This is a genomic window from Providencia sp. wls1916 (assembly GCF_009706585.1).
Taxonomy (GTDB): domain Bacteria; phylum Pseudomonadota; class Gammaproteobacteria; order Enterobacterales; family Enterobacteriaceae; genus Providencia; species Providencia lanzhouensis.
Map to the genome: position 1 here is coordinate 136,412 of NZ_WLUL01000006.1, position 12,175 is coordinate 148,586.

The 12,175-nt window shown below is 43.5% G+C and carries 9 protein-coding genes; 7 read left to right on the forward strand and 2 right to left on the reverse strand.

Features of this window, described 5'->3' with window-relative positions; genetic code table 11:
- Positions 1–11 precede the first annotated feature (11 nt).
- The 5 genes from htpG to GKR61_RS02725 all read left to right on the forward strand — a co-directional run bounded on the left by htpG (position 12) and on the right by GKR61_RS02725 (position 6,483).
- Positions 12–1,886 (forward strand): molecular chaperone HtpG, encoded by a 1,875-nt coding sequence (gene htpG / locus GKR61_RS02705; RefSeq protein ID WP_108478328.1) that lies wholly within the window; start codon positions 12–14, stop codon positions 1,884–1,886.
- A 192-nt stretch (positions 1,887–2,078) separates the two neighbouring features.
- Positions 2,079–2,723, forward strand: coding sequence for an adenylate kinase (gene adk / locus GKR61_RS02710; protein ID WP_036952549.1), 645 nt, complete (start codon positions 2,079–2,081; stop codon positions 2,721–2,723).
- Between the two features lie 124 nt (positions 2,724–2,847).
- Entirely contained in the window at positions 2,848–3,825 is a 978-nt protein-coding gene (gene hemH, locus GKR61_RS02715; protein ID WP_154600098.1) for a ferrochelatase, read from the forward strand.
- Positions 3,826–3,933: 108 nt separating this feature from the next.
- Positions 3,934–5,061 carry an LPS O-antigen length regulator Wzz(fepE) gene (gene wzz(fepE) / locus GKR61_RS02720; RefSeq protein ID WP_036952544.1) on the forward strand — a complete coding sequence of 376 codons (1,128 nt, stop codon included), beginning with the start codon at positions 3,934–3,936 and terminating at the stop codon, positions 5,059–5,061.
- 108 nt (positions 5,062–5,169) lie between these two features.
- Complete coding sequence (locus GKR61_RS02725; protein WP_036952541.1) at positions 5,170–6,483, forward strand: inosine/guanosine kinase; 1,314 nt, start codon at positions 5,170–5,172, stop codon at positions 6,481–6,483.
- A gap of 73 nt (positions 6,484–6,556) precedes the next feature.
- Here the strand turns inward: GKR61_RS02725 and eutH are convergent, their stop codons facing one another.
- Together eutH and GKR61_RS02735 are read right to left on the reverse strand one after the other, a co-directional pair.
- Complete coding sequence (gene eutH, locus GKR61_RS02730) at positions 6,557–7,807, reverse strand: ethanolamine utilization protein EutH (RefSeq protein ID WP_154600096.1); 1,251 nt, start codon at positions 7,805–7,807, stop codon at positions 6,557–6,559.
- 35 nt (positions 7,808–7,842) lie between these two features.
- Positions 7,843–9,282, reverse strand: a complete 1,440-nt coding sequence (locus tag GKR61_RS02735; RefSeq protein ID WP_036952535.1) for an FGGY family carbohydrate kinase — start codon at positions 9,280–9,282, stop codon at positions 7,843–7,845.
- A 242-nt stretch (positions 9,283–9,524) separates the two neighbouring features.
- Here GKR61_RS02735 and GKR61_RS02740 point away from each other — a divergent pair, with 242 nt between their 5' ends.
- The gene (locus GKR61_RS02740; protein WP_036952532.1) at positions 9,525–10,925 is read left to right on the forward strand and encodes an NAD(P)/FAD-dependent oxidoreductase; all 1,401 of its coding nucleotides are present in this window, start codon (positions 9,525–9,527) and stop codon (positions 10,923–10,925) included.
- Complete coding sequence (locus GKR61_RS02745; RefSeq protein ID WP_154639531.1) at positions 10,922–12,151, forward strand: NAD(P)/FAD-dependent oxidoreductase; 1,230 nt, start codon at positions 10,922–10,924, stop codon at positions 12,149–12,151. The genes GKR61_RS02740 and GKR61_RS02745 overlap by 4 nt, the downstream gene beginning before the upstream one ends.
- Positions 12,152–12,175 lie beyond the last annotated feature (24 nt).

Here is a 12,175-nt window from a genome sequence, read left to right on the forward strand (position 1 = left end):
AGAGGCGATTAATGAGTATGAAAGGACAAGAAACTCGTGGGTTTCAATCAGAAGTCAAACAACTGCTCCAGTTGATGATCCACTCTCTTTACTCAAACAAAGAAATTTTTCTGCGTGAGCTAATTTCCAACGCATCCGATGCGGCGGATAAACTGCGTTTTCGTGCATTATCTAAGCCTGAACTGTATGAAAATGATGGCGAACTGCGTGTGCGTATTAGCGCAGACAAAGACAAAGGTACTCTCACTATCAGTGACAACGGCATCGGTATGAGCCGTGAAGAAGTGATTGAAAACTTAGGAACCATCGCTAAATCAGGCACTAAATCATTTTTAGAATCATTAGGCAGCGATCAAGTTAAAGATAGCCAAATGATCGGTCAGTTTGGTGTGGGTTTCTATTCTGCGTTTATTGTCGCGGATAAAGTCACCGTTCGTAGCCGCGCCGCAGGTGCTGAAGCGAGCGAAGGGGTATTCTGGGAATCTGCTGGCGAAGGTGAATACACTATCGCAGATATCGAAAAAGCCGATCGCGGAACCGAAATCACCTTACATCTACGTGATGACGAAAAAGAGTTTTTAGATAACTGGCGCTTACGTTCTGTTATCAGCAAGTATTCTGACCATATTGCACTGCCCGTTGAAATCGAAGAGAAAAACGAAGAAGACGGCACGGTTACTTGGGAAAAAATTAACCAAGCAAAAGCGCTGTGGACTCGCAGTAAATCTGAAATTTCGGATGAAGAATATGTGGAATTCTACAAGCATATCTCCCACGACTACGCAGACCCACTAACTTGGGCGCATAACCGTGTGGAAGGGAAGCAAGAATATACCAGCCTGCTGTATATTCCATCTCAAGCGCCATTTGATATGTGGAACCGCGACCAGCGCCATGGTTTAAAACTGTATGTTCAACGCGTCTTTATTATGGATGATGCTGAGCAATTTATGCCTAATTACCTGCGTTTCGTTCGTGGGGTATTGGATTCTAACGATTTACCGTTGAACGTTTCCCGTGAAATTCTGCAAGACAGCGCTCTGACGCGTAACTTGCGCAGTGCACTGACAAAACGTGTTCTGCAAACACTGGAAAAACTGGCGAAAAACGATGCAGAGAAATACCAAACTTTCTGGCAGCAATTCGGTCTGGTCATGAAAGAAGGTCCTGCGGAAGATATGGGGAACGGTGAAGCGATTGCAAAACTGCTGCGCTTTGCGACCACCCATAACGACAGTAGCGTACAAAATGTTTCGCTGGAAGACTACGTAAGCCGCATGGTGGAAGGTCAGGATAAGATTTACTTTATTACTGCCGATAGTTACGCCGCTGCGAAAAGCAGCCCGCATTTAGAGCTGTTCCGTAAGAAAGGCATCGAGGTTCTGCTGTTATCTGATCGCATTGACGAATGGATGATGAACTATCTCTCTGAGTTTGATGGTAAACAGTTCCAATCTGTGAGCAAAGCCGACGAGTCATTAGACAAGTTAGCGGATGAAAATAAAGCGGAACAAGAAGAAGCAGAGAAGCAGTTAGAGCCATTTGTTGAGCGCGTGAAAACCTTCTTGGGCGACCGTGTGAAAGAGGTTAAATTGACTCACCGTTTAACCGATACACCAGCCATTGTGACCACCGATGCGGATGAAATGAGCACCCAAATGGCGAAATTATTCGCTGCTGCGGGTCAAGCGGCGCCAGAAGTGAAATATAACTTCGAGCTAAACCCGAACCATGCATTGGTGAAAAAAGCGTCTGAAGTGGAAGATGAGAGCATGTTTGCAGATTGGGTGGATGTACTACTCGACCAAGCCCTACTGGCAGAGCGTGGTACGCTGGAAGATCCAAACTTATTTATTAAAAAAATCAACGAATTACTTTTAAAGTAGTCTATTAAGGTATTTTCGTTTTCGAACATAAACCACGTAAAAAAGCGATTTTTTGCGTGGTTTTTTTCTTTTGCGAAAAAAGATAAATGGGAAAACGTTTACGTGTCTTCTTGAGTCAGATGCCATGCTAATGGTATGGTAGAGCGTTTTCTTTTCAAATTATAAAAAACTAAATAGCAAGGGGTTTACGCAATGCGTATCATTCTGCTTGGCGCTCCAGGCGCTGGTAAGGGCACTCAAGCTCAATTTATTATGGAGAAGTTTGGGATCCCTCAGATTTCAACCGGCGACATGCTACGTGCCGCGGTAAAATCAGGGAGCGAATTAGGTTTACAAGCTAAAGAGCTGATGGATAACGGCAAATTAGTGACTGATGAACTGGTTATCGCATTAGTGAAAGAGCGCATCAAACAAGATGACTGTCGCAATGGCTTCTTGTTGGATGGGTTCCCGCGTACCATTCCTCAAGCGGATGCAATGAAAGAAGCAGGCATCAACGTTGATTACGTTTTAGAATTCGATGTTCCTGACGAAATCATTGTTGAACGTATCATTGGTCGCCGTGTTCACGCACCTTCAGGTCGTGTTTATCACGTCACTTTCAACCCACCTAAAGTTGAAAACAAAGATGACGTAACTGGCGATGAATTAACTATCCGTAAAGACGACCAAGAAGACACGGTTCGTAAACGTTTAGTTGAATATCATGCACTGACTGCGCCATTAATCGCTTACTATCAAAATGAAGCGAAAGCGAGCAGCACTCAGTACTTCAAGTTAGACGGTACTCGTAAAGTGACTGAAGTGAGCGCAGAGTTAGCAAAAATTTTAGGCTAATTTTTAACGCATCATATAAAAAGGCAGCGTTAATCGCTGCCTTTCTTTTTGTGCCACAAGTTGGCAAAATTAGTTATTAAAATCTGTTATTGTTGGGAATAATTATCAATTAGGAGCTGTTCTAATGTTAGAAAAAAAATATGGAATTCTATTGGTAAATTTGGGAACGCCCGATGCCCCAACAACAACAGCCGTTAAACGCTATTTAGCTGAATTCTTAACTGACCCGCGTGTTATTGATGTTTCCCCATTGATTTGGAAGCCTATTTTATATGGTGCTATTTTGCCAATCCGCGCTTCCAAAGTGGCAAAACTTTATGGCTCAATTTGGATGGATGAAGGCTCGCCATTATTAGTTTATTCACAGCGTCAAAAAGAAAAATTATCTGCATTTTTTCCTAATACACCGATTGAGCTGGGAATGACTTACGGCTCGCCGTCAATAAAGAGTGCTATCGACAGCTTGATTGCGCAAGATGTGACGGAATTAGTGGTTTTACCGCTGTATCCACAATATTCCTGCACCACGACGGCTGCCGTCTATGAGGCTATCACTCGCGCTTTTAAACCTATGCGGACTATCCCGTCGGTGCAATTTATCCGTAGTTACGCCACTCATCCTGCGTATATTCAAGCCTTAGCGGAATCCATCGAAGCCAGTTTTGCTAAACACGGTGAACCAGATAGGTTGATCCTCTCTTTCCACGGTATCCCGCAGCGTTACTGCGACTCAGGGGATATTTATGATAAAGAGTGTGAGCAAACCACCGAATTATTAAAGCAAGCCCTGAAATTCCCAAGTGACCGAGTGTTAATGACTTACCAATCTCGATTTGGTCGTGAACCGTGGTTAAGCCCATACACGGATCAGACGATGAAAAAGCTACCGTCAGAGGGGGTTAAGTCAGTGCAAGTGGTTTGCCCAGGGTTTTCGGTGGACTGTTTAGAAACATTAGAAGAAATTAGCGAGCAAAATAAAGAATTTTTCTTACATAATGGTGGTGAGCAATATCGTTATATTCCTGCACTGAATGACAGCGATATCAGCATTAATATGATTCAGTTAATTCTGAAAAATCACTTAGAAAGAGTGATTTCATAGGTAATTTCATAAAGAAGGTTAATGGTTATATCCAAAACTTAAATTTTGACTATAATTATGACCTCAATATTCAATGGTACAATTTAGAGTGCGTTGTTTGGAATTAACATGACTGAAAAAACCAATTTATCTCCAGAATTAAAAAAACAGCTAGAGCAAGATCCGCAATATAAATTGCAGCACAATGATGAAATAGATCTCATGGCGTTGATAGCGGTTCTGTTCAAGAATAAATTATTGATTATTATTGCAACAGTCATTGTTACCGCACTGAGTATTGGGGTTGTCAAAATGTTACCTCAGAAATGGACGAGTGAAGCGATTATTATCCCGCCAACGTCTGAAGAGGTAAAAGAAGCTAATGAATTTTCAGCGCACTTAAATGCATTAGGCATGGAAGTCGACTTAAGTTCTCAGCGTATTTACAACGAATTTATTGTTCAATACCGCTCTAAAGTTAACCAAGAAGCCTTCGTTAAAAGCACCGATTATTTTAAAACACTGCTTGATAAGCTTGAGAATAAAAATGATCCGCTCGAGGTTCAACGCTTAGTGAATCGCATTATTGCGGATTCGATTAAACTTAAATACAACGGTAAAGAAAAAGACAGTGATGATAGCGACATTGTTCTGTCATTTACCGCGCCAACAGCGGTTGAAGCGCAAGATTTAATGGATGGGTATATTCGTTATACAGCGAGTATTGTCCGTAAAAGAATGAAAACAGAAGTGGATAATGCAATTTCACGCCAACTGATTTATAGCGTTGAAGCATTAAAACAAGATACCAACAAAATCCAGATTTCTTATGACGTTAAAATTGAGCGTTTAAAACGCGCTATTACTATCGCGAAAGCCGCTGGAATTACGCGTCCTATCGCAAGAGATTCAGTGGCCATTAATGATGACCCTGATTATCCAATTGCATTAGGTTCAGAAGCGTTAGAAGAAAAATTGGGGATTGAGTTAAAGAACCGCGACTTAGCGCTGATCAGTGAAAAACTGCAAAATGCAAAAGTCTATATTGAAAACTTAAACTCACTCACAACTAAAGAATTAGATTTTGAGCCTATCAGATTTATTCTGACTCCAGATTTACCGATTACTAAAGATTCCCCTAAATCGATGCTTATCGTGGCATTAGGCGCTATTCTTGGCTTTATTATGAGCTGTGCGTTTGTACTAGGTCGTGACCTGTACCGTAACTATAATCAGCAAAATACTCGCCGTAAGTAATCACTCTAAAGCATTATAAATACCTAACCGGCACCTTTTTATCGAAGGGTGCTGGTTTTGTTTTATCGTGTTAGAATACGGAAATGTTCCTTTTTTAATGTTCCCAATATGAAATTCCCCGGTCAACGCAAATCTAAACATTACTTTCCCGTCTCCCTCAGAGATCCTCTTTTACAACCGATGAAAGAGATGCTCTCTGATGATGAAAACTGCAAATCGTATATTGTGGGTATCGACCAAACACTCGTCGATATCGAAGCCAAAATTGATGATGAATTTATTGAACGTTATCAATTAAGTAAAGGTCACTCTTTAGTCATCGAAGATGATGCGGCTGAAGCGCTCTACAAAGAGCTCACCGATAAGAAACTGATCACCCATGAATTTGCAGGCGGTACGATAGGAAATACGCTTCACAATTACTCTGTCTTAGCCGATGACCGCTCCGTCTTATTGGGCACGATGTGCAACAATATTCAGATTGGTAGTTATGCTTATCGCTACCTCTGCCATACTTCAAGCCGAATGGATCTAAACTACCTACAAGGGGTCGATGGTCCTATTGGGCGCTGTTTTACGCTCGTCACTGATAACGGTGAACGTACGTTTGCAATTAGCCCTGGACATATGAACCGCTTGCACCCTGATAGCATACCTGAAGAGATTATTGCAGGCGCATCAGCGTTGGTATTAACGGCTTATTTAGTGCGTTGTAAGCCGGGGGAAACGATGCCGGATGCGACGATGCAAGCTATCCATTATGCGAAAAAACATAATGTTCCCGTGGTACTGACATTGGGAACCAAGTTTGTTATCGCTCAAGATCCGCAATTCTGGCGTGATTTCCTTAAAGATCATGTATCAGTAGTCGCCATGAACGAAGATGAAGCCTTGGAATTAACTGGCTTTAGCGATCCCCTATTGGCATCTAATATGGCGCTGGATTGGGTTGACCTTGTTCTGTGTACAGCAGGACCTTCAGGGCTGTATATGGCAGGCTTTACGGAAGAAGAATATAAACGTAAAACTCAGCACCCATTACTGCCGGGAGCAATTGCTGAATTTAACCTGTATGAATTTAGCCGCGCGATGCGCATGCAAGATTGTAAACAACCTCGTCGTATCTTCTCCCATATTGAGCCGTATATGGGCGGTCCCGAAAAAATCATGAATACCAATGGTGCGGGTGATGGTGCATTATCTGCGTTACTGCATGATATTACGGCGAATTCATATCACCGTTCAAATGTGCCTAATTCCAGTAAGCACGAGCGTCAATATCTCACTTATTCCTCACTGGCACAGGTGTGTAAGTATGCGAACCGTGTAAGTTATCAAGTGCTTTCTCAGCATTCACCGCGCTTAACTCGCGGGCTACCAGAAAAAGAAGATAGCTTAGAAGAGTCCTATTGGGATCGCTAACTTGGAATAAGTAATGCTGAAATAAAAAAACACCTCGAATGAGGTGTTTTTGTTTTTATCATGACGCTAACTATTACGCTTCTTTGGCGATCCCCGCAGGGTGCTCAGCTTTAACCGCCTCAACCGCTTTCTCATCTTCTTGTTCATAGCACATCGCTTGTGGAACAGAGATTTTAATCGCAATAAATACCGCTAAGAAACCGCCCACTAATTTACCTAACAGAATTGGTAGCACCAATGTGGGTTGGAAGTTTGCGGTAAAGGCTAAGTGGTCGCCAATCGTCGCTTGAGCACAGACCCCAAAGGCTACGCACAACACTTTATCCCTTGCACGCATTTCTTTGAATAAGTGGTAAGTTGCAATGATATTTGCCATCACCATGATGAAACCCAGAGAACCTGTATCGCTCAGTTTTAATCGGCGGCTGAGTGCGCTGACTAGTGGCTTGCAGTAACGTTGGAACAGGTAACAGATAGGGAATGTACCTGCGAGCATGATCCCGATATAACCTGCAATCTCGATCGCACGGAATAACTCATTTTGATCGGCAAATAGTGGATCGAATCCCCAAGCCCCAAAGACTTTACTAAATACGCCGGTAAAATGTTCCACAATGGAGAAGGCTAATACTAATTTCACGAATGCATCCATGATTTTACCGAAGATCAGAAAGCCCGTAACCATTAGCATTGGACGATATTTTAATCCCGCAGCCAGCAAGAAACAGAAAACGAATAGCGGCATTAAATATTGCAGCATCGTCAAGAAATCAAGAGTGAGTTGATGAGTCGCTGGGGAGTTCGTCGAAATAATATCGCGAACAGGGATATTATTCAGTGTGATCAACAGCAATGAAGCCAATACCCCGAATGGGATTGAGATCAATCCTGCCATTGCCCCTAAGGCTAAATATTTGTGATCTTTACGATTTAACATCGTTAAACCAACGGGGATCAGATACACAATGGTTGCCCCAGATGTATAACCGATCAACATCGCAGTGATCCACATATCGCGATTCGTCGTTAAGGCGTCTGCTAACTGATATCCGCCCATATCTACCGCGATAATGGATAGTGCTGCGATAGAAACATCAGAGCCAACAGAGCTAAATACTGGTCCTAAGATGTAAGATATCAATTGTGAAAGTAGCGGAACGGCAGCCATGATCCCTGCTTGAGCGAGAAACACGGGACCAATAGAAAAAATACCGTTTACAAACTCTTTTCCGAGGTCGCTGGCAGGTCTGACAATCGATGCAACAGCGCCAATCACGGCGCCGCACATGATTAAGTAGATAATATAGTTTCCGAATTCGGCCATAGTAGGGTTTCCTTTCTTTTTTATTGTTGGAAGAATTAATTTCTTAGCTGGCGAGAACGGGCAATAATGTCGCGATACTGTTCCATTACGCCTTGCATGTTGGTGCCGTCTGGGCGCGTGACACTGGTGTTGCGTCGTATCGCCATTTCATGGCTTATTCCCAAACCTTTACGAGCAAGCAAGGCAGCCCCGAGTGCTGTGACTTCACGATTTGCTGGTGCTTCAATATTTTTTTGTAATAAATTGGCTAAAAACTGCTTAAAGTACTGATTTGACGATAACCCTCCATCGACTGAAATGGACTGACCTAATGGAGAGATTTTCTCCATTGCGAAAATAACTTCGGCGGAGCGGGCGGCTATTCCTTCTAAGACCGACTGCATCATATCTTTCTTATCGGTATCTAATGAGAGTCCCGCCCATAAGCCGGCAGCGCTGCGATCCCAATAAGGACAGCCTAAACCTGAGAGTGCAGGTACAAACGCTAAACCACGTTTAATCGCGGGTTCATCACGAAAATCTGAAAGTTCATCAAAATCCTCAAATAGGCCGATTTTACGTGCCCAGTTGATTGCTGAGGCAGCGTTATACACGCCACCATCTAAGCCGAAAACAGGGGCCTCACCCGGGAATTTCCAGCAAAGTGTGGGTAACAACCCGCTTTGATGAGTTTGTGGGATATCGCTCCCCGTCAAGGCTTGCAAGAAAGCGCCAGTACCAAAGGTAATTTTGGCATCCCCTTTTTGGCGGCAACCATGACCAAATGTTCCCGCAAATTGGTCGACAATAATGGCGGTGACTGGCGTGAGATGTCCGTCGAGATTGACGGCGCCAAAGTCACCGATATTGTCGCGCAGCGGCGGCAAGCAGTGGATCGGCACCCCAAAAATCTCACACAGCTGTGGATCCCACTCGAGGGTATGAATGTTGAGTAAAGAGGTACGTGATGCGGAGTTATAATCCGTCACAAAAACATCGCATAAACGGTCAAGGAAAAATGCATCCATAGTGCCTATGCGTAGGCGGTTTTTATCCGCAAGGGATTTGGCACCCACCACATTCTCCAGAATCCATCCCATTTTACTGGCTGAGAAATAAGGATCTAAGGGCAGTCCCGATTTTGATTGGACAAGCGGCTCAAGCCCCGCATCTTTAAGTTGCTGGATGGTTTTTTCAGTACGCAGATCTTGCCAAACAATCGCGTTATAAAGGGGGCGCTTGGTCTGAGCATCCCACGCAACAATACTTTCGCCTTGATGACAAATACCAATAGCATCAACGACTTCACAACTATTCAGACACTTGATGATGTTCGTTAGGATCTCTTCAGGATCGTGCTCAACCCAACCACTGTTTAAGGTGATTTGCTTGTGTGGAATACTCATCGGGGAATGGTAATGGCCGCCTTCTTCAAAGACGACGACCCGGGTTCCCGTTGTTCCCTGATCGATAGCGGCATAACGTTGATTGAGCATCGCTGAATTTCCCAGTGTTATAAATGTTGTAAATAGGTTTGTTTTTTTGCTTACTATCGTTTAATCGGAAATAAAATCCACAAAAAACTCACAATAACTTCTGTGAATGTGAGAACTGTCACAATAAGATAACAATGTGAGAAGTTTTTGGAGTGTTATTGTGATTTGTGTTGTTTTATATATTGAGATTGTGGGAATTGTGTGGTTTTATGTGTCCAAGTTTTATATTAAGGATTTCAGCCATGAATGCTAATAATAAAAAAATGTGGGATGTCATTGTCATCGGTGGGGGTGTCATTGGCTGTGCAGTAACCCGAAAATTCACATTGATGGGCGCTAAAACACTGCTGTTAGAGCGTGGTGGCGATATTTTATCAGGAGCAAGTAAAGCAAATAGCGCGTTGTTACATACCGGTTTTGATGCCACACCAGGGACATTAGAATTGGAATGCATGCAAGATGGGTATCAGGAATTCATTGATATTAGAGAAAAAATGAATTTACCGTTACTCAAAACAGGCGCGTTAGTCGTGGCTTGGAACGAAGAGCAGCTCAATAAGCTGCCGGGTATTGTAGAGCAAGCACACACTAACAACGTCATGGATGTGGGAATAATAGATAAAGAAGAGCTTTATCGTCGAGAACCTCATTTAGCGGAGGGTGCGCTGGCAGCGGTTGAAGTTCCGGGTGAATCGGTGATTGATCCATGGAGCACGCCACTGGCGTATTTAACTCAAGCCGTAAAACACGGTGCAGAGTACCAATTTCATTGTGAAGTGACTGAGGGTGAGCTAAATGCGGGAATTTGGACATTATCCACATCAAAAGGTGAATTTTCTGCCCGATTAGTGATTAACTGTGCCGGGATTAATGGGGATATCGTGGAATCTATCTGCCACCCATCACCATTTGAGATTAAACCGCGTAAAGGTCAATTTTTGGTATACGACAAAGCAGCAGCGGCAGATATCAATGCGATCATTTTGCCAGTACCCACCGCGATTACGAAAGGTGTTCTGCTATCGAAAACCATTTTCGGTAACTTATTGTTAGGCCCGACAGCGGAAGAACAACAAGACCGCTGGAAAGCGGAAGTGAAGCAAGAAGTCTTGCAAGATTTAATCGACCAAGGTTCTCGCATGTTGCCATCACTGCATAATTACAGTGTGACGGCCACCTATGCTGGATTACGCCCAGCCACGGAAGAAAAATATTATCGAATTAATGATTACCCCGAAAAGCAGTGGATATGTGCTGGGGGAATTCGCTCAACGGGCTTAACGGCAGCGTTGGGGGTCGCCAATCACTTAGGGAAACTTTACCAAGAGAATTTTGACGCATTATTTGAGCTATCACCGCCAACTGAATTAATTTGGCCTAAGATGCCGATGCTCTCTGAATATGATGAACGTGATTACCAATGTAAAAATAATGGCGGCATTGTGTGCCATTGTGAATTAGTGACTCAACGAGAAATTGAAGCCGCGTTTGATTCTGACATTCCACCAGAATGTTTAGGCGCACTTCGTCGCCGAACTCGCGTCATGATGGGGCGTTGTAACGGTTTTTATTGTAGTAGTCAGGTCGCTGAAATTATTAACGGTCGCTTTGACAATACCTTAGCGGTGGAGGCAGTGAAATGAGCTTAAATTACGATGTGATCATTATTGGCTCAGGGCCGGCGGGTATCGCGGCAGCACAAACATTACGTCGCCGTGGTATTCATAATATTGCGATTTTAGAGCGTGAAGCCCATGCAGGTGGTGTTCCTCGTCATTGCCAACATCCCACTTTCGGTTTGTTAGTGTTTAAACGCCCAATGAAAGGCAACCAGTTTGCGGAAAAAATTGTTAATAATTTAGGGGATACACCAATACTAACGCGTTGTACTGTGACGCAATTACAACCTAATGGCACTTTAACAGTCACAACTCCTGATGGCGTGGTTGAGATGCGCGGTAAACGCATTTTGATTGCAACAGGCGTTCGCGAAACACCACGTCACCCACGCTTAGTTTCTGGCTTGCGTCCTCAAGGTATTTTAACTGCGGGTGCGCTACAACAATTTGTCTATTTAAAAGGGCAAAAACCGTGTTTGAACCCAGTGATCGTTGGCAGTGAGTTAGTCAGTTTCTCTGCATTATGGACATTAAAAAATGCGGGCGTAAAAGCGAAAGCCATGATTGAAAGTGGCGAACGAATTCTGGCATTCAAACCAGCTTCATTGTTTGCTACAGCCATGGGAACCCCGGTGTATGTGAATAGCAAAATCACGGAAATTGGCGGCTTAGAAAGAGTCGAATATGTGATGGTGGAAACCGCAGGGCAAATACGCAAAATTGAGTGCGACTCTGTGATTTTTACCGGGGGTTTTGTGGGTGAAAATACGTTAATTCGTAAAAGCCACTTGAGTTTTGAGGCTAGTACAGGCAAACCCGTCACTGACCAACGTAGCCGCTGTTCTGATGGCTGCTATTACGCGGCGGGTAACATGCTGCACCCTGCGGATATGGGGGATCAGTGCTACCAAGAAGGTGAGATCACCGGCGGATATATTGCAGATGATTTATTAGCCAATCACCATCAAACGGATGTACAGCAAGGGAATAGATTGCCGATTCGATTTGCTGAGCCAATTCGTTTTACAGTACCTGCATGTATCAATATGTCCGAAAATACTGCGAAAAATGTGGATTTCAACATTCAAGTCAACACGGCGATAACGGGAACAATCCGTGTGATGGCAGGTAATACCGTGCTGTATGAAAAGCGTCGTCGCTGCTTACCAACTCGTCGTATTTTGCTGAAAAATATCGATTTAACAAAAATCCAAGCGAGTGCTACTGAAATTACTGTCACTGTTGTATAGTGCTGGAAATGTTAAATGGTCAGA